The sequence below is a fragment of the Kitasatospora sp. NPDC051705 genome (assembly GCF_044453265.1).
Classification (GTDB): domain Bacteria; phylum Actinomycetota; class Actinomycetes; order Streptomycetales; family Streptomycetaceae; genus Kitasatospora.
The window spans coordinates 44,759-65,869 of sequence record NZ_JBITCO010000010.1; the positions used below are offsets into that span (position 1 = coordinate 44,759).

Here is a 21,111-nt window from a genome sequence, read left to right on the forward strand (position 1 = left end):
CCGAAACGACCGCCTTGATCGCCCGACTCGCGGCCAAGCCCGTTCACCTGCCTGCGGCCGACCCCGTACACGTACCGGCGCCCAGGGGGGCAACCGGGATCCCGTAGACATCACCGTCCCCTTCCGGCCGAGGCCGAGGGGACACGGCGGCCGCCGGCGACGGATGGAGCGCATCACACGGAAGGTCCACGAGAAGATGACGCAGCCGTTCCACACACCGCATCACGGGTCGCAACGCATCGTCGAGCGCTGGAGGGCCATGGCGGCCGACCGCCGCGCGCGGGCCGCCGCCCGGCGGTGGCGGCACGTCGGCACCGAGCCCCGCTGGGCGCGCAGCGATCTTCCGGCCCGGCGGCTACTCGGACGGATCTTCGTCCCGTTCTTCCTGCTCGGGACCATCGTCTTCACGTTGCTTGCGGCGAACGCACTCCCCGCACCGCGCGCCGACCGTCCGTTCTTCACGGGCCTCGCAGTGCTGTGCGCCGTGTCCACGGTCGTGGCGGTGATCGACCTGGTCGTCGTCCGGCGCCGGATGGCAGAGCAACGACGGTGGCACCGCTGACGCGGCCGAGCGGAGGACAGGGGCGCGTGGCCGTGGCAACCCCACCGCGGGAAATCGACCGAGTGCCGCCGCGGCAGCTGAGGATCGGCGGTACCCGTCGCAGTCGCGATCGGCGGCGGGCCTGCCTACGGTTGACATCAGCACGACGCCGATGCGTCCGCCTCCTGGAAGCGCAATGCGTCGAAGGTGTGGTCGTCCAGCAGGGGAATCGAAGGTGGGCCGGGTGGATCCGGAGGATGGATCCGGGTGGGCGGAGGTTTCAGACCGCAGCCACCGAATCGACGATGAGATGGACCGGATCGTCGAACGTCTACGGGACCTGGCCCACACCCAGCGCCGTTTCCAGGACCTGCTGGACGCGGTGATAGCGGTGGGCCGGGACCTGGAGCTGCCGGTCGTGCTCCGCCGGGTGATCACCACGGCGATGGGCCTGGTCGACGCCCGCTACGGTGCACTCGGCGTGCTGAGCGAGGACGGCGAACACCTGGAGGAGTTCATCCCCGTCGGGCTGAGCGAGCCGCAGGTCGCAGCGCTGGCCGGCGTCTCGCTTCCGCACGGCCGCGGACTCCTGGGACACCTCATCGACCACCCCGAACCGCTCCGTGTCGCGGACATCGGCGCCCACCCGGACGCGGTCGGATTCCCGCCGGGCCACCCGCCGATGCGGACACTGCTCGGGGTGGCGCTCACCGGCCGTGGACGGGTCTACGGCAACCTCTACCTCTGCGAGCGGCGCGACGGACAGCCCTTCGACGACCACGACCAGGACATCCTCGTGGCGCTTGCCGGCGCAGCCGGCCTCGCCATCGAGAACGCCCGCCTCTACCGGCAGGTCCGCGCCAACGCCGAGCACTTCCAGCGTCTCCTCCTTCCCAGCCTGCCCGATGTGGCGCCCTTCTCCGTCGCGGCGATCTACCGGCCCGCCGCCGTCCCGGACCACGTCGGCGGCGACTGGTACGACGCCCTGATGCTCCCCGACGGCGCCTGCGGCCTGGTCATCGGCGACGTCGCCGGACACGACCTGAAATCCGCCGCCACCATGGCCCAGACCCGCAACATGCTGCGCGCCCTCCTCTACGACCGCCGCACCCCGCCCAGCGGTGTCCTGACGCAGCTCGATCGAACCCTCCAGGCGATCACCGACAACCCGGTCACCACCACCTGCCTCGCCCGCATCGAACCCGCCCAGGACGGCTGGACGCTCCACTGGAGCAGCGCCGGACACCCGCCACCGCTCCTGATCGGCCCCGACGGCACCGCCCGCTACCTGCACGGCGACCCCGGCCTGCCCCTCGGCGTCGACCCGGACGTGCCCCGCCCCGACCACAAGCACCCCCTGCCCGGCAACGCCACCCTCGTGCTCTTCACGGACGGCCTGGTCGAGCACCCCCACCGCTCCCTGAACGCCGGCCTCACCACCCTTGCCCAGGTCGCCGCCGCCCACGCCGCTCTGCCCCTCGAAGACCTGTGCCGGACCCTGGCCGACGCCCACCTCTCCGATGGACGCGACGACCTCGCCGTCCTCACCCTGCGCACCCCGCCCACCGCACCTGATCCGAGGAGCGAGCACGACATCCGCCGCTGCGGACCCGTCCATGGCGACGTCGCAGTTCGGCCCGCCGACGCCGAAGCGGCGACCGTCGGCGGGCACGGACGGCCGGGGGCAGTTCGGTCATGAGCCGGTTTGCCGTCCTATTCGCACCGCGGGGTAGAGGGACTCGGCCACCTCTCGATCGAACGGTTCGGTGTCGGGGGTGAGCACCGATGCGGCGGCCACGGCCACCCCGAGGGCACAGGCCTCCACCGGATCGTCGCCTGCGGCCAGCCGAAGCGTGAGGGCGGCCACCATGGCGTCTCCGGCCCCGGCATCGCTGAGCGGCTCGCCGGGCGACGGCGGGGCTCGCAACTCGGTGTGACCGTACCTGGTCGAACAGAGTGCGCCGAGTTCCCCGAGGGTGGTGACGGCGATCTCAGTCGCTCCTGCGGCGAGTAGTGACTCGTTGACGCTGCGGGCGTCGTCGAAGCTCCGGACCGCCCGGCCGACGAGGCCGGCGGCTTCGTGATTGTTGCACCTCCGCAGGAAGACGCCCTCGTGGAGCGACTCGCGCAGGGCCCGCCCCGAGGTGTCCAGCACCAGCCGGGCCCCGGACTCCTTGACCCGGCGGGCGACAGCGGCGTAGAAGGTCTCGGGCAGGCCGCTGGGCAGGCTTCCACTGGCCACGACGTACTGGTGACCGCCGGCTGCTCGGCCCAGCGCGTCCAGGAGACGCTCTCCCTCCGCGTCGTCCAGGCGCGGGCCTGGCGGCACGATGTGATAGCTGCGGCGTGACTCGGTCTCGAACAGCACGAACGCTTCGCGGGTCTCACCCGCGATCCCGACGGGGAGGTGGTCGACCCCCTCCTCGTCCAGTAGCCGGTTGAGGCGCTGGCCGACCTCGCGGCCGGCAGTGTGGACGGCAATCGCCCGCCCTCCGAGCCGCGACACGCCCCGGGCGACGTTGATCCCTCCGCCGCCGGCGGCCACGAACCTGACCCTGGCACGGGTCTTGCCGATGTCCGCCAGGCGGTCGACCTCGCAGCAGATGTCGACGGTGGGGTTCACCGTCAGGGTGAGGATCGGGGGCACGGTCTCCGGCCGCGGACTCCTCCCGCCGCTACCTGCCGCAAGCGGACCGGACACGTCAGGGCCGTTCATCGCGGTGACACGGCGGTTGCGATGTCGGTCGAAGGCCACCAGTACCCACGTCGGTGGAGCAGGGCGCCGACCATCTCGATCTCCTCATTCGGTCACTCCTTCCATCGTGCTGCGCGAGCGCAGGAGGCACGATCGGGGGAACCCCGCAGCCCCCGATGGGCGAATCCCACCTGTGCCACCCGCGGTCAGGCCCGTTCGGCGGCGGCCACGTGCTCCTTCACGGCCACGAGGCTGTCCGGCGCCACCGAGATCGAGTCGATCCCGGCACTCACCAGGAACCGGGTGAACGCCGGGTCGTCACTGGGCCTCTGGCCGCGCAGGCCCACCGGGCGGCCGACCGCGTGCGCTGTGGCGATCAAGGCCTCGATGCTCCGAGTGACGGCAGGATCGGTCTCCGCCCGCTACGCCTCCGCGCGGGAGCGCATCTCGCTCGCGACCTGGTGGGCCCAGCTCTGGATCTGCTCCGGGTTGCGAAAGTCCCCGCCCTTGCCGTGCCGGACCAGTGAGCGGGCGATCCGGCCGGGTGTCCCCGCAGTGATGCTGCCACCGAAGGTGACGTGCCCCTGTGCGTGCAGACGCCCCATCTCCTTGGCCACACCACGCACGGGCGGGATGTCGTGCTGCTCGGCGGAGCTGTCCACCGGACCGCTGCTGAACAGCCAGACCGGCCGCTCCACCAGCGCCTCGGCATTGCGATGGGCACAGCGGAGAGCGTCGCGATGCCAATGCCCGGCGTAGAGCGAACTGCCGAGGATCACGGCGTCGTACCCGGCCACGTCACGGACGTCGGCCGCTGGGACGACGGCCGCCTCGAAGCCGTCCCGATCCAGTGCCCGGCCGATCTCGTCGGCGATGCCCGCCGTGGCGCCGTGTTTGCTGCCGTACGCGACCAGGATCTTCTGCTTCTTCATAGCGAGCCTCCGTCGAGACTGTGACCGGTCTGGTCCGGACCGGCCGGCACATCCAGGATGCGGCGGCGCACACTCCCGCACCAGGGCCGACCGCCCCGCGCATGGGGGCGGTCGGCCCTCCTACCGCAGGTCTGCGGCGCACTGTGATGGAGCCACGGAGATGAGAGCCGGGAGGCACGCGATGAAGGTGTTCGTCGGATTTGCGAGCGCACGGCTCCACGCGCGGTGTTGCAGAGCGCATCGCATCGGCGCTGAGGCTCCATGGCCATCAGGTCGTTGTCGGCCCCCTCGACCGGCACACCGACCCGCGAGGCTTCGCCGCCGCCGTGCTCGGCTCCGGCGTGACCTTGACGACCTCGGGGGTCATCGTCTCGCCCACGGTCCGGCGTCCCATCACGCGCTCTCCGGAAGACCCGCCAGATCAAGGATCTCGGAGACCGGCCTGCGGGGTGTCGCCGCGCCGGGCGGGCCGTAGCCGACCCGGACCACCATCTGCACATGGCCGGGTCCCTCGGACGGGTCGCGGAGCAGCCTGCGGGTGTCGGGCCACTCGACCGCCTGGTGCAGCACGGAGACCCGCACCCCGCGGGCGGTCGCCAGCAACCAGGCGTGTTCCAGCGCCTGACCGGCGCGCAGCCAGTCCTCCGGCCGGTCGCCGTGAGTGGTGAGGGTGCACACCTGCGGCAGCGCCTCGAAACGCTCGGACGGCACCGCCGGCGCGGGCCCGGTGAAGCTGCGCATCGGCACCCGGGCCTCGTGGTCCAGCGGCCCGAGGGCAGCGGCGGGGATTCCGTCGGTGGCGGGCTCCTCCAGGCGCAGCCAACCGCGGGTCTCGGCCTGGCGGGCGACGTCGGCGGCGATCCGCTGCTCGGCCTCGGCGGTGAGCGCCAGGACCTGGCGGACGCCGGCCTCTTCCAGCGGGGAGAGCACCACACCCTCGGCTCCCGCGGCGGCGATCAACTCCCCGAGCACGGCTTCGGGCACGTCACGGTTGGTGAACGGACGGCGGCTGGAGTGCCGGTGCGGGATCGCCGCGTACAGGTCCGGGTCGAGCGTCGATGCCGACTCCGAGAACTCAAGAACAGCGGCCAGCTCCGGCTCCGCCGGGTCGGGCAGCAGCCGCACCGCCGCTCCTCGTCCGAGATGGTCGGCAGCCGTCCGAAGGTTGAACAGTGCAGCACCGACCGAGATCCACCGGGCCCGCCCGTCCGGGTCGGTGACCGGGACGGCGCGGGCCGGATCGCCGTACACCTCGAGACCGCGCGCGTCCGCCGTGGGACGGAAGCGCCACGGCTGGCTGTTGTGCAGCGAGGGTGCCGCTCCCCCGGCGGCGGCCAGCAGACGGTACTCGGCGGGGGTCAGCGACGGCTCGGTCATGACGGTCATCTCCTTGCTCCCCAGGCAGCGGCTCGAGACGGTGCGATCGACGAGTCCGGTGTGCCACGGGTCGCGACGCCTGTCGGGAAGCTCAAGGCGCCTACGTCGGTCGGCATCGACCTCTACGACCAGCATGTCCGCAGCAGCACCGTACGACCATTCGCGATGCATTCGGGCTGCGCCGTCACCCCGGCGCGCCCCTCCGTCCTGCGCCCGAGCGAGGGGCGGGCCGAGGGCAGGCGGGCCCGTTCGTCGTGGGCCCGTCGGCCCTCGCGCCCGACCGCTGCCGGACTTACGGTGCCGGTATGGGCACGGCGGCCGGCCACGGCTCGCCGACCCCGCACGGGTGGAGGAGAACCATGACGTCCGCCAGCGAACGCCGTCCGATCGTGTTCGGCGTAGACGCCCTCGAACCGGAGCCCATGGCGCTGGCCTGGGCCGCCGACGAGGCCGACCGGCGCGGCCTGCCTCTGCGGCTGCTCAGCGCCTTCTCGGTGACCGTCCCGGTGAGCGCCCAGGCGCACTGCCCGGTGGTCGTGGTGCGCGCACCCGAGCACATCACCCAGGACCCGCCCTACGTGGTGGTCGGGGTCGACGGCAGCGAATCGTCGGCTGCCGCCGTCGACGTCGCCTTCGACCTGGCGGCCCGGCGGGGCCCCGCGCTGCGGGCGGTGTGGGTGTGGCAGTCCCAGCTGATCGCGCGCTTCGACGAGGAGGGGGCCGTCCGGACGTTGTGGCGGCTACTGGCCGAGACCACGGCCGGGCGGTCCATGTCCTCTCCCGACCTGGAGCTCACCCATGAGGTGATCCGCGGCCACCCGGTCGAGGAACTGGCCAAGGCTTCCGAGCACGCCCTGGCCATCGTGGTGGGGCGTCGCGGCCGCGGCGGGTTCGCCGGTATGCGGCTCGGCTCCGTTCCGCACGGGCCGCTGCACCGCGCCCACTGCCCGGTCGTCACGGTTCCCCGGCTCCCGTCCTGACCATGTCCTCCGAGGCAGCGGACACCATCCACCAAGCCGGGGAGGCCGCGGCAACCGACGGCCCGGACCCGCGCGAGCCGCTCGCCCTGCTCTTCCGCGATCTGCGAACCTCCCCGCAGGGCCTCACGGAGCGTGAGGCGGCGCGCCGCCTGACGGTCTACGGACCCAATGCCCTCGCACGGCGCGGCGGACGTCGCTGGCCCCGGGAGCTGGCACAGCAGTTCACCCACCCGCTGGCGCTGCTGCTGGCGTTCGCCGCGCTCCTGGCAGCCCTCAGCGGCGCTCTCGCGCTGGCGGCGGCAATCCTGGTGGTGATCCTGCTCAACGCGCTGCTCGCGTTCGTTCAGGAGCGCCAGGCCGAGCAGGCCGTGGAAGCGCTCGCCGACTTCCTGCCCGAGCAGGCGACCGTGGTGCGCGCCGGAGTGCGTCGCCAGGTCACTGCGGCCACGCTGGTGCCCGGTGACGTCCTGGTGACCGAGGAGGGCGACCAGGTCTCCGCCGACGCCCGCCTGCTGTCGGGTGGCGTGGAGGTCGACCTGTCCGCACTGACCGGCGAGTCCGTCCCGGTGTTCCGCTCCGCCGAGTTCGCGGATGACTCCGGGCCCGTCCTGGGGGCGCGCGACCTGCTCTTCTCCGGCACCGCCTGTACGGGAGGACAGGCTCTGGCCGTGGTCACCGCCACCGGTATGCACACCGAGCTGGGTCGGATCGCGGCGCTGAGCCAGCGCACCCGGCGGGAGGAGAGCCCGCTGGAGCATCAGGTCAAGCGAGTCGCCCGGCTGATCGCCGTGATCGCCATCGGCGTGGGGGTGGCGTTCCTGCCGATGGGCCTCGCCGCCGGGCTGTCCCTGGCGGCGGCGGTGTCCTTCGCGATCGGTCTGCTGGTCGCCAACGTGCCCGAGGGCCTGCTGCCGACCATCACCCTCGCCCTCGCCGCCGGGGTCCGCGACCTGGCCCGCCGCGGTGCCGTGGTCAAGCGGCTGTCCGCGGTGGAGACACTGGGCTCGACCACGGTCATCTGCACCGACAAGACCGGAACGCTGACCGAGAACCGGATGCGCGTCACAGCTGTCTGGATCCCCGCCGGTGAGGTCCCCCTCGACGGCGCTCCGCAAGCGCCCGCCGACCTGCTCCCGCTCGCCGACGCGGCCGCCACCTGCACCACGGCCGACCCGGGAGCCGGCCACGGCGACCCGACCGAACTCGCGCTGCTCGAGCTGGCCGCCCGCCTCGGCATGCCCTGCCCGCCCGAGCAGCGAGAGCGTGGACGCCGGGCGGTGTTCCGCTTCGACCCGCACGTCAAACTGATGACCACCGCCGACGAACGCGACGGCAGGGTCGTCCTACACAGCAAGGGCGCCCCGGAGGAGGTCCTCACCCACGCCGTCGACGTGCTCGACCACGGCACCGTACGCGCGCTCGCCCCCGCCGACCGCAGCGAAGTCGTGCAGGCCGTCGGCCGACTGGCCGCGCGCGGGCTGCGGGTCCTCGCCGTGGCTCGGCGGCCGCTCGCTCCCGGGCAACAGCCACCGGCCCGCCGCGAGGACGCAGAGCAGCGGCTGTGCCTGATCGGCCTGGTCGCCATGGCCGACCCACCCCGGCCGGAGGTCGCCCGATCCATCGAACAGGCCCACCGCGCCGGGATCACCGTGCATGTCGTCACCGGTGACAACGGCCTGACAGCGGCCGCCGTCGCCGAGCAGGTCGGCATCGGCCACCGCGGCATGCGCATCGTCACCGGCACGGAGCTGGATGCGATGGGCGACGACCGGCTGGACGCGCTGCTGGGCCGCGGCGAGGAGGTGATCTTCGCGCGCACCTCGCCGGAGGCGAAGCTTCGGATCGCCGATGCTCTGCGCGCCGAGGGCCACACAGTGGCGATGACCGGGGACGGCGTCAACGACGCCCCCGCGCTCCGGCGGGCCGACATCGGTGTGGCGATGGGTCGCTCCGGTACGGACGTCGCCCGTGAAGCCGCGACGATGGTGCTGACCGACGACAACTTCGCCACCATCGTGGCGGCGGTCGAGATGGGCCGGCGGACCTACGACAACATCCGCAAATTCATCGTCTACATCTTCAGCCATGCGGTCCCCGAGGTCGTCCCGTTCCTGGTGTTCGCGCTCGCGGGCGGCACCGTTCCGCTGCCGCTGACGGTGATGCAGATCCTCGCCATCGACCTCGGCACCGACACCCTGCCGGCCCTCGCCCTCGGCCGGGAGAGGGCCGAGCCCGGGCTGATGGACCGCCCGCCCCGCCCGCGTGACGAGCGGGTGATCCGAGGAACCATGCTGGCCCGCTCCTGGGGGTTCCTCGGTCTGATCTCCGCCGTCCTGATCATGGGCGGCTACTTCCTCACCCTCACCTCGGGCGGCTGGCACCCCGGCGACCCGACCGGCGCGGGCACCGCGCTGCACCTGACGTACCAACAGGCCACCACCGTCGCCTGGCTCGGCATCGTCTTCTGCCAGATCGGCACCGCCTTCGCGGCCCGCACCGAACACGCCCCACTGCGCGCGATCGGTGCCCTCAGCAACCCGCAGCTGCTCGGTGGCATCGCCTTCTCACTGGCCTTCGCCGCCACGATCGTGTACGTCCCCGCCCTGCACCGGCTGTTCGGCACAGCGGCGCTCACCCCGACGCAGCTCGCAATCGTCGTCCCCTTCCCGTTCGTGGTCTGGGGTGCGGACGAGCTGCGCCGGGCCCTCGTCCGGCGCCGTACTGCCGCTCTCCCGGTCCCGGTGCCGTCTGCGCCCGCCCCTCCCCTGCCGGTCCGGCCGGCTGCCGAGGAGCCCGGCCACCACCCGCTGACCGTCCTGCTCGCCCGCCACGGCTGGAACGCCCACCGCCTCGTCCACGCGCTGGGCGTCAGCGAGCACGCAGCGGCCGAGATCGTCGCCCACGCCCGCCGGATCGCCGCCGAGCACGGGCACCGGATGTCCTGACACGCCGGTCCCCCGACACCGCCCCGCTCACGGCGCTGCCGCTGCTCACCGCCCCGGAGCGCCGGGGCCGACCCGGTCGGCCCACCGTCCCGCCCCCAGTGCGACTACCGTGACCACGGCTCCGAGGCACAGGACACGCTGCCACACGCCGGCCCCCAGCAGGTGCTCGTTCGGCGGCCGGCGCGGGCGCCGCATCGCCCGGCCGGAGACGGGCTCCGACCGCGGCCCCGGTCAGCCCATGGGTGAGGAGGTTGATCCAGAGGATCTGGCCCGCGCGCAGCGGCAGCGCGAGGCCCAGGAACGGGCCCAGGAGCATCACCAGGATCTCCGCCGCACCGCCGGACATCGCGTAGACCAGGAAGTGGATCGGTGCGCGCGAAGACCCGCACCCGCGAAAGGTCCGGCACGGCCCCAGCGGCGAGCTCCCGACCGGCGTCCACGCGGGCCGCCGTCTCACCGTCCTTCAGCAGGCCCGCGCGGTCGGCGATCGCGCGGGCGGTGGCGGGGTGGTCCCCGGTGATCAGCACCGGGGTGATTCCGGCCCGGTGGCAGGCTGCGACGGTCGCGCAGCGCCACCTCGGTCGGGTCGCCGAGGGCGGTCCACTGATCGTCGTCCGCCGAGGGCGGCAGCAGCGTGGCGTCGTTGCACAGTGCGGTCACCCGCAGCAGGGCCCGCGCCGCGGGCTGCGCCACAGCGCAGCGAGGTCGCGATCCGGCCCAGCGCGCGGTCCGGGCCGGTGGCCGAACCGGACCCCGAGGTGGGGGCCGGGCGGCCCTTGGGTTGCGACACCCGGCGGTGCACGGTCGGATCGGGTGCGACCGCATTGCTCCCGAGCCGAGAGCGGGGTACGAGATGGACACCGCAGTCCCTCACGAGCGACGGATCGTCGTCGGCGTTGACGGCTCGTCCCCGTCCAAGCGCGCACTGCGATGGGCCGTCGGACAGGCCGCCGCGACCGGCGCCACGGTCGAGGCGGTGATCTGTTGGCGGTTCCCGAAGGTCCACGGCTGGGCGCCGGCATCGGTCGACCGAGAACTCGGAACGGTCGCCGGCAGGATGCTGGCACAGGCCATCACTGAGATCACTGCGGACGACGAGCCGGTCGAGATCCGCCAGATCGTCGAGTCCGGCCACGCCGCGGAGGTGCTTCTCGAACGGGCGCGCGGCGCTGAGCTCCTGGTCGTCGGCAACCGCGGGCTCGGCGGCTTCGCCGGCACACGGCTGGGCTCAGTGGGCCAGCACTGCGTCCAGCACGCCCCGTGCCCGGTCGTCGTCGTCCGCGGCGACCAGGCCTGACAGCCGGGGCCGCCGGCACCGTCGCCGGGCGGCCGTGAACGAGGTTCCCGGACCTGCGATTGCGACCGAGATCAGACAGAGTAAGACTTCTTAGGCAAGGCTTACCTATTAGCTGACCGGACATGATGGGCTCCGAAGAAGCGCGATAGTCATGACAGGCGACGGCTCGCAGATCGCGCTGCTCGGTGCCATCGCCGGCCTCGCCGTCTTCCTCGGTCTTCCGATCGGACGCCTGCTGTCCGGGTGCGTCGGGCCTGACCGAACAGCTTGCCCCGCGGGCCAGGTGTCGGCCCCGCGCTCGCGGGGGTTGGAGGTAGTTCCAGGACCAGGACATTCCGGAATGATTCGCATTCGAATCGGTGGGCCTCCGGCGAAATGGCTTCCATCCGCTGGCGCATCGAGCTCCGCGTCGCCTCGCCCGGTCCGGGCGGGTGAGGCGACAGCCACGCCGAGTGGTGGGACGGCCACGCGCCGGTCACCGTGGCGTACGACATCGGCGGCTGAGGTCACGGTCGGGTCCGCGGTTCGCGCGTCGATGCCGAGGCCGCGCCCCCTGGATAGACTGACCAGGCGTTCCAGGAACGGACCGGGCGCGGGCGGCGGAGCACCTACGGCGCCACGTCGTCGCGCGTGTACGCCACTCTCCGTGACCGCAGCGGGCAGGGGCGAGCCGGTCGTGGGGCGGCGGGCCATCGATCGGACGGGAGCCCTGCCATGGCAAACGCGTCCAGGTCTCCGGGCGGCTACGACCCCCGGATCACCCGCCCCGTGTCCGCCCGCGCCCCGTCGCCGTCGGCGGCCCGCCAGGGCGCCGCCGAGCCGACCGCGGCCAACGACCGGCTGGCGCTCAACGGCATGGGCAGCTTCGACTGGGACCTCGACAAGGACACCTACCACCTCGACGACGTGGGCCTGGACGTGTTCGACCTCCGGGCCGACGAGTTCGACGGACACCCCTCGTCACTCTCCGCCAGGGTGCTGCCGGCGGACAGCGAGCGGCTTGACGAGGCCGTCTCGCTCGCGCTGCGCGAGGGGCACCTGACCTTCGCGTGCTACTTCCGCCTGGTCTGCCGCGACGGGTCCCTGCGCTGGGCGCACACCCAGGGGCGCGTCCTGCGCGACCCGCAGGCCCGGCCGTACCGCATCGTCGGCATCGTCCGCAACGCCGAGGAGGAGCTGGCCCACGCCGAGGGGATGCGCACGCTCGCCGCCGACCGGCGCCGCCAGACCGACTCCGTGCGCGCCACCACCGAGGCCCTCGCCCGCGCCATCACCGTCCGCGACGTGACCGGCGTGCTGACCGACAGCGAAGGGCTGCGACGCTTCGGCGCGGACGGACTGGCCCTCGGGCTGGTCGACGGGGACGTGATGCGCCTCGTCGCCGCGACCGAGCAGCCGTCGGCGGAGCTCAGGGCCCGGGACGACCTGTCGCTGACCCACCTGGGCGACGGCCTGCCACTGTCCGAGGCCGTGCTCACCCGGCGCCCGCGGTTCGTCAGCACCAGGGAGGAGCTCACCACCCGCTACCCCCGGCTGCTGCCCTACGCCGAGGAGATGGGGATCGAGGCGGCGGCCTTCCTGCCGCTGGCCGCCCAGGCCCGCTCCATCGGCGCGCTGGGCCTGTTCTACCGGGACGGGCGCCCCTTCAGCACCGAGGACCGCAATATCTGCATCGCGCTCAGCAGTGCCGTCGCGCAGTCCCTGCAGCGCGCCATGCTCTTCGACCAGGAGCGCGAGTTCGCGACCACGCTCCAGAACACCATGCTGCCGCGCCGCATCCCCGAGATCACCGGCGGCGAGGTGGCCGTCCGCTACCGTGCCGGCCACAGCGGACGCGAGGTGGGCGGGGACTGGTACGACGTCATCCCCCTGCCCGGTCGGCGGGTCGGTCTCGTGGTCGGCGACGTGGAGGGGCACGACAGCCACGCGGCCGCCATCATGGGCCAGTTGAGGATCGCCCTGCGGGCCTACGCCACCGAGGGACACACGCCCGCCACGGTGATGGCCCGCGTGTCCAGGTTCCTCGCCGACCTCGACACCGAACGGTCCGCGACCTGCATCTACGTCGACGCCGACCTGGAGACCGGGACGCTGCGCCTGGTGCGGGCCGGCCACCTCGAACCGCTCGTGCGGCGCGGCACCGGCCTGACCGCCTGGGCCGGCGTCCGCGGCGGTCTGCCGCTCGGCGTGGCCACGGTGTTCGGCCAGGACTCCTACCCCGAGACCCGCCTCGACCTCAACCCCGCGGACACCCTGCTGCTGTGCACCGACGGAATGGTCGAACACCCCGGCCGGGACATCACCGACGGCCTCGACGCGCTCGCCGCCGCCCTGCGCGCCGGCCCGCTCGACACCGAGGCGCTCGCCGACCACCTCTGCGGCAGCCACCCCAGCCGCCTCGACAACAGCGACGACCTGGCGCTCCTGCTGCTGCACCGCGCAGCCGTACCCGGCGCCCACACCACCCGGCAGATGACCCAGCACGTCCACCAGGCCGACCCGGAGGGGCTGGCGGAGACCCGGGCCATGCTCCGCCAGGCCCTGGCCGCGTGGGGTGCGACCGACCTGCTGTCCGACGTCGAACTCACGGCGGACGAACTGATCACCAACGCCCTGGTCCACACCGACGGGGGCGCACTGCTCACCATCGAACTGCGGGCCGGAACCGCCCCCTGCATCCGCCTGGAGATCCGGGACCGCTCCAGCGTCCTGCCGCGCCGCCGGGCCCCCGGCGAGACCGCCACCTCCGGCCGCGGGCTGCTGCTGGTGGACGCCCTCGCCGGGAGCTGGGGCGTGGAGCCGCTCGGCAGCGGCAAGAACGTCTGGTGCGAGTTCCCGCTGGCGGCCTGACCGCCGCGCCTGACCGCCGCGCCCGGCCGACCGCGGCACGGCCCGCGGCCGCGGGGCCAGCGGCGGTGGGGTCAGCGGCCGCGGGGTCAGCCACGGTGGGGTTGCGGGGCGCCGAGGCAGGGGGACGGGTGCGGGGTGGTGGGGGCCGTCGCGTCCCAGGCCTGGAGGGCGGCGAGGGCGGCGGCGCGTTCGGCCGGGGCCGGCCGGTCGCCCTCCGCGGTGAGCAGGTAGTCGGCGACCGGGGTGAGCAGCAGGGTGGCGGCGCCGGCCGGCAGCAGGAGGGCCTCGTCCCAGCGGTGCCGGATGACGGTGCGGCGCAGCAGGGTGCCGTGCCGCGGCCGGAGCGGGCGGGCCTCGGTGCGGCGGCGCCGGAGCTCGGGGCCGACCTCGGCCTCCAGGACGGTGCGCACTCCGCCCAGCGGGCCCAGCGGCACGTGCTCGGCGGCGAGGTCGAGCAGGGCGACGGCCTCCGGGGCCAGCCGGTAGGCGGCGACCACCGCGGCGGTCTCGACGGGTTCGAAGGGCTGTCCGGCCAGCTGGGCCACGTCGATGACGTCGCCCGGGCCGAAGGGGCGGCGGAGCCCGTCCTCGGCGAGGGCGATCAGGCACTCGACGTGGTCGTCGGCGGCCAGGTAGGGGCGGACCGGGACGGTGGCGAGGTCGCCGGTGAGAGCGGCGGTCGCGACCCGTACCTGGTACCAGGGGTCGAGCAGCGGGTCCTCGGCCGGCCAGCGCAGGGTGACGGCGGTGTGCCGGGGCCGCTCGCCGAGAAGGGTGACCTCGACGGACTCCACCGGGTGGTCGGTGACCAGCCGGTTGACGGCCTGCCAGAGCGTGGCCTCGGTCGGGCTGACGAGGGCGAGTTCGCCCAGCGGCCGCGGCAGGTCGGACGGGTAGTGGGCGGCCAGCGGCAGGTCCCGGATCGGCCGGACCCCGGTGGCGTCGGCGAGGTCGTCGGCGATCCCGGCGTAACAGCGGGCCCGTTCGCGGGCGCGCTGCAGCTCGGCGCGGGCGTGCTCGCCCATCCGGACGCCCTCCCGGTCCAGCGCGGCGAGCACCAGGTAGGGGAGGTTCCGGCCTGCGCGGGCCCGGTGGAGCAGTTCGACCGGGCCGGCGCCCGGATCGAGCTCGAGCAGCCGGTAGAGCAGGTCGGTGTTCATGGGTGTCCGCCTCCGAGGGCCGTGGGTGGTCGCCGGGCGGTGGCGGGGCGACCGGGTGTGTGGCGGGTCCAGCGGTGCGTGCCGCGCCGACCGTGGACGCCACACCGGTGATTGTGGTGGGCGCCGATCAACACCGGATCACCACGGGCTCTACGATCCCTCGACATTTCGACGGGTGCCGTGGGTTGATAGGGGCTCATCAATCGGGGGCGGGCACGTGCTGGGGCGGGGGCGAGCACATGAAGCGGGCAGGTGCAGGAATGGGTGATTTCCGGTTCTCCGTGCTGGGGCTGATGCGGGCGCAGCGCGGTACCACCGTGTTGAAGGTCGGCAGCCCGCAGCAGCAGGCGATGCTGGCGGTGCTGCTGCTGCGGCCGGGGCACGGTGCGAGCGCCACGGACCTGATCGACGCCCTGTGGGGCGAGGAGCCGCCGAGCACCGCGATGACGACGGTCCGGACGTACGCCTGGCGGTGGCGCAAGGTGCTGCACGGCGAGGGGCCGGACGCGCCGAACGTGCTGACCTCGGTCGGGGACGGCTACCGGCTGGTGCTGCCGAAGCACGCCGTGGACGCGGCGCAGGCGGAGGAGCTGGCGGCGCAGGCCGAGCGGACGGCGGCGGCCGGGGGGCCGCAGCAGGCGCGTGATCTGTTGAACCAGGCGCTGGAGTTGTGGCAGGGCGAGCCGCTGGTCGGCATCCCGGGGCCGTTCGCGCAGCGGCAGCGGCAGCGGTTGCAGGAGCTGCGGCTGACGCTGCTGGAGGAGCGGATCGCCCTGGACCTCGCGCTGGGGCGGTTCTCCCGGTGCATCCCGGAGTTGACCTCGCTGACCACCGAGCACCCGTTGCACGAGCGGGCGTACGGGCTGCTGATGCGCGCGCTGTACCAGGCCGGAAGACAGGCGGACGCGCTGGCGGTGTACCGGAGCGCGCGTCAGTTGTTCCTGGCGGAGCTGGGGGTGGAGCCCGGGTCGGAGCTGGAACTGCTGCACCAGCGGATCCTGGAGGGCGACCCGTCGCTCGCCGCGCCGGCGCCGTCGGCGGTGGTCGTGTCCGGCCCGGACGGCGCGAACGGCTTGAACGGCTTGAACGGCGCGAACGGGCTGAACGGCCCGAACGGCGCGATCGGGCTGAACGGCGTGCACGGCCCGAGCGGCCCGAGCGCCCCGAACGGGTCGGCCGAGCCGCGGGTCGAGCCGCCGTACCCGCCCGCCGCGCCCGCCGTGACGGACAGGGAGTCGGCCGCCACACCCGCCGGGGCCCCGGCGACCGCCCCCCGCCCGGCCCAACTGCCGCCCGACGCTGCGGACTTCACCGGCCGCACGGTACTGGTCGAGCGGCTGGGCGAGGCGCTCGGCGCCCCGGACCGGCGGGCGCTGGTGATCGCGACCGTGGTCGGGATGGGCGGGGTCGGCAAGACCGCGCTGGCCCTGCACGTCGCCCACCGGGTCCGCGACGCCTATCCGGACGGGCAGCTCTACGCCGACCTGCGGGGCGCCGACGCCACCCCGGCGGACCCGGAGGCGGTGCTCTGCGGCTTCCTGGTGGCGCTCGGCGTGCCGGCCGACGCGGTGCCCGAGGGGCTGGACGCCCGCTCGGCGCTGTTCCGTTCGGTCGTCGACGGCCGGCGCCTGCTGCTGGTGCTCGACAACGTCCACGACACCGCGCAGATCAGACCCCTGCTGCCGGGTGCGGTCGGCTGCGCCGTGCTCACCACCAGCCGGACCCGGCTGTCCGGCCTGCCCGCGCCCGTCCAGGCCGATCTCGGGGTCTTCGAACCGGAGGAGGCCCTGGAGCTGCTGGGCCGCACCATCGGCGCGGAGCGGCTGGCGGCCGAGCCGGAGGCCGCCCGGGACCTCCTGGTCGTCTGCGGCCACCTCCCGCTCGCGGTCCGGATCGTGGCGGCCCGGCTGGCGGCCCGGCCGAGCTGGACGGTGCAGACGCTGGGCCGCCGGCTGGCGGTCGAGCGCCGGCGGATCGACGAGCTGCGCATCGGCGACCTCGAGGTGGAGGCGGCCTTCGAACTGAGCTACCGCCAGTTGTCGCCCGCCCAGGCCCGGGCGTTCCGGCTGGTCGCCTCGGTGGACGGGCCGGACATCGGGCTGCCCGCCGCGGCCGCCCTGCTGGACCTGGACGAGTACGACGCCGAGGACCTGCTGGAGGCCCTGGTGGACGTGGCGATGATGGAGTCGCCGTTCCCCGGCCGTTACCGCTACCACGACCTCCTGCGCGCCTTCGCCCGGCGACGACCCGACGGCCCCGGCACGACGCTGGAGGCCCGTGACCGGCTGCTCGACCACCTGCTGGCCACCGCCTGCTCGGCCTTCCAGTACGCCGTCCCCGGGGACCCGGCCGCCGGCGCGCTCGGTCCGGCGCGCGGGCCGGGCGTGGCGCTCGGCAGCCCGGACGGCGCCCGGGCCTGGGCCGAGGCGGAGGGCTCGGGGGCGATCGCGGTCGCCGCCCAGGTCGCCGCCTGGACGATGGCCGAGGCGCCGGCGGCACCGGACGGCACCGGCGCGCAGGGCGCCCTCCCGGATCCGCTGCGGGCCGCGATCGACCTGCTGATCGCGCTCACGCCCTTCGTGCTGGCCCCGCCCGGTGCCCGGCTGGCCGCCACGGCGGACGCCCTGGCGGCCGCGGCGGACCACCGCGCCGACCCCCGGGCAGCGGGCCGGGCGCACTTCCTGCGCGGCAACGTCGCCCTGGCCACCACCCGGCTGGAGGAGGCCGAGGCGGCGGGCCGCCTCGCCGTGGCCGCCTCGCGCTCGGCGGGAGACACGGTGATCCTGCGCCAGGCGCTGAACGACCTCGGTCTGGTCTGCCAGTTCCTCAGCCGCTACGACGAGGCCGTCGAGCACTACGACGAGGCGTTGCTGCTGGCCCGCGAGCTCGGCCACCGCTCGGGGGCGCTGGTGACGACGGTGAACGCGGCGCTGGCGCGGGTGCGCAGCGGCCGGGCCGCCGAGGCGGTGGAGATCTGCCACGAGGCGCTGGCCGAACTGCGTACCCGGCACGACGATCCGGGCCGGGCGTACACCCTGTACGTGCTGGGGCTGGCGCTGCACGGGCTGGAGCGGCACGAGGAGGCGGTGACCTGGTTCGGCGAGTGCCTGGCGGTGGCCACCGCGGCCGGTCTGCAGGCCCGGGCCGCGCACGCCCGCTACCGGCTGGCGGACAGTCTGCGGTCGCTGGGCCGGACGGAGGAGGCGTTCGAGCACGCCGGGCGGGCGCTGGAGCTGTGCGAGGAGCTGGGGGCGGAGCGGGACCAGGCGCAGGCGCTGGTGGTGCTGGGCCGGACGCTGGCGGACCTCGGGCGCGGGGCCGAGGCGCGGGGCCGGTGGCGGGCGGCGCACGCGATCTTCGTCCGGCTGGGGCTGCCGGACGCCCGGGAGGTGGCGGGGCTGCTGGCCCGGGGATCCGGGGAGGGCCCGTCGGTCGCGGGCGGGGACGGGGGCCCGTCGGTCCGGGAGGGGGACGCCGTCGCGTCGGTCCGGGAGGAGCGACGGGGGAAGGACCGGGAGGCGGCGGTCGTGCCGCTGACGGGCTGCCGGCCGGGGCGTTGACCTGCTGCGGCGGTCGAGGCGACGCGGGGGCGGGTCACACGCCGGGTGGCGCGGGGGCGGGTCACACGCCGGGTGGCGCCGGGCCGGGTCACCGCCGGGCGGGGTGACGGGTAGGGGCCGCTGCCGGGCGGGGTGATCCCCAGGGGGTCACCGCCGGGCCGGATGTCCCGGGAAGAATCGATCCTGCAGTCGGAGCCGCCCGCTCAGGAGCCGGTGCTGTTCCAGTCGCCGGTGCTGCCGTGCACGGTGGTGGAGGTCGGGGTCGGGGCGGCGGGGGTGGGAGTCGGGGTCGCGTCACCGACCACCACCGTCGCCGACCCGGTGCCGGCCGCCCCCGCCACCGCGGCCGTGGCGGTGACGCCTGCGCCGAGGGCGATGGCCACCCCGAGGCCGGCGGCGAACAGGCGGCGGCGGGCGGAGGCGGTGGCCGGACGCTTCGTCATCTCTGGTGCTCCCTTGGTCGCTTCCCTGGTGGGGAAGGGCTCCTTCGTGGTGTGGCACCAGTCTTGCGGGGGCCGTTCAACGGCCGATCTACGGCGGAGCACCGATGGTCACCGACCGCCGGATCAGGCCGCCGCGCGGATCTCCAGGGTGCAGCACTTGACGCTGCCACCGCCCTTGAGCAGCTCGCTCAGGTCCATCCCGATCGGCCGGAAGCCGCGCTCCCGCAGCCGCGCCGCCAGGCCCACCGCCGCCTCCGGCAGCACCACGTGCAGGCCGTCGCTCACCGCGTTCAGCCCGAAGACCTCGGCGTCGGCCTCGCTCACCAGCAGGGCGTCCGGGAAGAGCCGGCGCAGGACGGCCCGGCTGCCGGGCGAGAACGCCTCCGGGTAGTACATGATCTCGTCCCCGTCGAGCACCGACAGCGCGGTGTCGAGGTGGTAGAAGCGCGGGTCGACCAGCTCCAGGCCGACCACCGGCCGGCCGAAGAACTCCTGCGCCTCGGCGTGGCCCTCCGCCACGCTGCGGAAGCCCCGGCCGGCCAGCACGTAGCCCGCGGTCAGCAGGAGGTCGCCCTCGCCCTCGTTGACGTGCTCGGGGTCGTGCGTCGCGAAGCCGCGGTCGCGGAACCACTCCAGGTAGGCGGGGCCCTCCGCGGCCCGTTCGGTGTTGCGGAAGCGCGCGCCGAGCACCCTGCCGTCCACGACGGTGGCCCCGTTGGCCGCGTAGACCATGTCGGGCAGGCCGGGCAGCGGGTCGATCAGGTCGACCCGGTGGCCGAGTTCGGCGTAGAGGGCGTAGAGCCGCTCCCACTGGGCGACGGCGAGGTCGGTGTCCACCGGTTTGGCCGGGTCCATCCACGGGTTGATGGCGTAGGTGACGTCGAAGTGGGTCGGCCGGCACATCAGGTAGCGGCGCGGACGGGCGGTGCGGGTCATCGGGATCCTCCGGATGCGGGGCGGGGAGAGGTGGGGGAGACGGCGGGAGAGGGGACGGGGAACGCGGGTGCGGCAGGAGCGGATGACGGATGGTCAGGCCGCGGGCTTGGACGGCCGGGTCGGGAAGTCCCGCAGGCCGCGCAGCGGGCTGGCCAGCAGCAGCAGACCGGCCGAGAGCAGCACCCCGGCCATCACCCAGATGGTGGTGCGGGCGCCGAGCACCTCGCCCAGGTAGCCGCCGAGCAGGGCGCCCACCGGGATGGCGCTGTAGTTGAGGGTCGCGGAGCTGGCCCGGATCCGGCCGATCAGCTCGGGCGGGCAGTAGGCCTGGGAGAAGCTGCCGGCCAGGACGTTGCCGGCGACCACGCCGCAGACCGCGACGGCCCAGGCGAGCGCGCTCACCGCCAGCGGCAGCCGCTCGCCCGCCAGCGGCAGCAGCAGGATGAACGGCGCGGCCACCAGCTCGCAGGCCAGCAGGCCGCGCGCGGTGCCCAGCCGGCGGGCGATCCGCCCGGCCAGCATCGCCCCGGCCAGGCCGCCGACGCTCACCAGGGCGAACACCGCGCCCACCGCGCCCGGTTCGATCCCGACGCTGCGGACCAGGAAGACCGTCTGCACCGCCTGGATGCCGTTCAGCCCCAGGTTGCCGACCGCCGCGAAGCAGGCGAAGGTCCGCAGGTACGGGTCGCGCAGCAGGAACCGCACGCCCTCGCCGATCTCGCGCGGGATGCCGCGCCGCTCGGACGCCGGCGGGGGGTGCTCCTGCGTCCTGATCCGCCGCAGGCAGATCGCCGACACCAGGTAGGTCAGCGAGTCGACGAGCATCCCGCTGGCGGCACCGAAGGCCTGCGAGAGCAGACCGGCCGCGCCCGGCCCGGCGATCTCCGCCGCCGAGGCCCCGGAGCGCAGCTTGACGTTGGCCTCCAGCAGGTCGGCCTTCGCCACCAGGGTGGGCAGCACCGCGCCGTACGCGGTGGAGAAGAACACCTTCACCGCTCCGGTCAGCAGGGCCACCACCACCAGCTGGGCGAGCGAGAGCGCCCCCAGCCAGGCGGCCACCGGGACGCTGCCGAAGAACAGGAGCAGCAGGAGGTCGCAGACCAGCATCACCCGCAGCCGCGGCCAGCGGTCCACCCAGGCGCCGGCCGGAAGGCCGAGGAAGAGCCAGGGCAGCCAGGCGGCGGCGTTGATCACGCCCACCGCGAGCGGGCCTGCGCCCAGGGTGACCACGGCCACCAGGGACAGCGCCACGCTCCCGACGGCGGTGCCGAGGTTGCTGGTGGTCTCACCGATCCAGAGCCGGCGGAAGTCCCCGTGGGCCCAGAGCCCCCACCGGCTGCGCGGCGGGCGCGGCGGCGCCGGTGACTCGATCGGGACGGTGGTGGTCATCGCGGA

Annotated in this window: 15 protein-coding genes and 1 pseudogene; 7 read left to right on the forward strand and 9 right to left on the reverse strand. The window is 74.3% G+C overall.

From position 1 onward, the window contains the following. Window positions 1–196 precede the first annotated feature (196 nt). The gene (locus tag ACIA8Q_RS15480) at window positions 197–562 is read left to right on the forward strand and encodes a hypothetical protein (protein ID WP_360211001.1); all 366 of its coding nucleotides are present in this window, start codon (window positions 197–199) and stop codon (window positions 560–562) included. A gap of 289 nt (window positions 563–851) precedes the next feature. Beyond that, window positions 852–2,240 (forward strand): PP2C family protein-serine/threonine phosphatase, encoded by a 1,389-nt coding sequence (locus ACIA8Q_RS15485; protein ID WP_396317290.1) that lies wholly within the window; start codon window positions 852–854, stop codon window positions 2,238–2,240. Here ACIA8Q_RS15485 and ACIA8Q_RS15490 read toward each other — a convergent pair. The 4 genes and pseudogenes from ACIA8Q_RS15490 to ACIA8Q_RS15505 all read right to left on the reverse strand — a co-directional run bounded on the left by ACIA8Q_RS15490 (window position 2,235) and on the right by ACIA8Q_RS15505 (window position 5,545). Continuing rightward, entirely contained in the window at window positions 2,235–3,257 is a 1,023-nt protein-coding gene (locus ACIA8Q_RS15490) for a hexose kinase (RefSeq protein WP_363365297.1), read from the reverse strand. The genes ACIA8Q_RS15485 and ACIA8Q_RS15490 overlap by 6 nt on opposite strands. Before the next feature lie 185 nt (window positions 3,258–3,442). After that, window positions 3,443–3,640, reverse strand: a pseudogene (locus ACIA8Q_RS15495) (putative PEP-binding protein); the annotation flags it as partial. A gap of 18 nt (window positions 3,641–3,658) precedes the next feature. Then, window positions 3,659–4,168, reverse strand: coding sequence for a flavodoxin domain-containing protein (locus ACIA8Q_RS15500; RefSeq protein WP_360211007.1), 510 nt, complete (start codon window positions 4,166–4,168; stop codon window positions 3,659–3,661). A 393-nt stretch (window positions 4,169–4,561) separates the two neighbouring features. Beyond that, window positions 4,562–5,545, reverse strand: a complete 984-nt coding sequence (locus ACIA8Q_RS15505) for an Acg family FMN-binding oxidoreductase (protein ID WP_396317291.1) — start codon at window positions 5,543–5,545, stop codon at window positions 4,562–4,564. Window positions 5,546–5,904: 359 nt separating this feature from the next. Between ACIA8Q_RS15505 and ACIA8Q_RS15510 the strand changes: the two genes are divergently transcribed. Together ACIA8Q_RS15510 and ACIA8Q_RS15515 are read left to right on the forward strand one after the other, a co-directional pair. Beyond that, window positions 5,905–6,525, forward strand: a complete 621-nt coding sequence (locus ACIA8Q_RS15510) for a universal stress protein (protein WP_396317292.1) — start codon at window positions 5,905–5,907, stop codon at window positions 6,523–6,525. A 2-nt stretch (window positions 6,526–6,527) separates the two neighbouring features. Then, window positions 6,528–9,470 (forward strand): cation-transporting P-type ATPase, encoded by a 2,943-nt coding sequence (locus ACIA8Q_RS15515; RefSeq protein ID WP_360211013.1) that lies wholly within the window; start codon window positions 6,528–6,530, stop codon window positions 9,468–9,470. Window positions 9,471–9,515: 45 nt separating this feature from the next. On the opposite strand, the gene ACIA8Q_RS15520 is transcribed toward ACIA8Q_RS15515, so the two are convergent. Then, on the reverse strand, window positions 9,516–9,665 hold the full coding sequence (locus tag ACIA8Q_RS15520; RefSeq protein ID WP_396317293.1) for a hypothetical protein: 150 nt from the start codon (window positions 9,663–9,665) through the stop codon (window positions 9,516–9,518). Between the two features lie 658 nt (window positions 9,666–10,323). On the opposite strand from ACIA8Q_RS15520, the gene ACIA8Q_RS15525 reads away from it, so the two are divergent. Together ACIA8Q_RS15525 and ACIA8Q_RS15530 are read left to right on the forward strand one after the other, a co-directional pair. Beyond that, window positions 10,324–10,767, forward strand: coding sequence for a universal stress protein (locus ACIA8Q_RS15525; RefSeq protein WP_360211015.1), 444 nt, complete (start codon window positions 10,324–10,326; stop codon window positions 10,765–10,767). Between the two features lie 714 nt (window positions 10,768–11,481). Then, complete coding sequence (locus tag ACIA8Q_RS15530; RefSeq protein WP_360211017.1) at window positions 11,482–13,617, forward strand: SpoIIE family protein phosphatase; 2,136 nt, start codon at window positions 11,482–11,484, stop codon at window positions 13,615–13,617. An 86-nt stretch (window positions 13,618–13,703) separates the two neighbouring features. Here the strand turns inward: ACIA8Q_RS15530 and ACIA8Q_RS15535 are convergent, their stop codons facing one another. Continuing rightward, the gene (locus ACIA8Q_RS15535) at window positions 13,704–14,777 is read right to left on the reverse strand and encodes a hypothetical protein (RefSeq protein WP_360211019.1); all 1,074 of its coding nucleotides are present in this window, start codon (window positions 14,775–14,777) and stop codon (window positions 13,704–13,706) included. Window positions 14,778–15,037: 260 nt separating this feature from the next. On the opposite strand from ACIA8Q_RS15535, the gene ACIA8Q_RS15540 reads away from it, so the two are divergent. Beyond that, window positions 15,038–18,337, forward strand: a complete 3,300-nt coding sequence (locus ACIA8Q_RS15540; RefSeq protein WP_396317294.1) for an AfsR/SARP family transcriptional regulator — start codon at window positions 15,038–15,040, stop codon at window positions 18,335–18,337. A 203-nt stretch (window positions 18,338–18,540) separates the two neighbouring features. Here ACIA8Q_RS15540 and ACIA8Q_RS15545 read toward each other — a convergent pair whose 3' ends face one another. The 3 genes from ACIA8Q_RS15545 to ACIA8Q_RS15555 form a co-directional block, all read right to left on the reverse strand. After that, entirely contained in the window at window positions 18,541–18,780 is a 240-nt protein-coding gene (locus ACIA8Q_RS15545) for a hypothetical protein (protein WP_360211023.1), read from the reverse strand. A gap of 123 nt (window positions 18,781–18,903) precedes the next feature. Beyond that, window positions 18,904–19,716, reverse strand: a complete 813-nt coding sequence (ddaH, locus tag ACIA8Q_RS15550) for a dimethylargininase (RefSeq protein ID WP_360211025.1) — start codon at window positions 19,714–19,716, stop codon at window positions 18,904–18,906. A gap of 93 nt (window positions 19,717–19,809) precedes the next feature. Beyond that, the gene (locus tag ACIA8Q_RS15555; protein WP_360211027.1) at window positions 19,810–21,105 is read right to left on the reverse strand and encodes an MFS transporter; all 1,296 of its coding nucleotides are present in this window, start codon (window positions 21,103–21,105) and stop codon (window positions 19,810–19,812) included. Window positions 21,106–21,111: the final 6 nt, after the last annotated feature.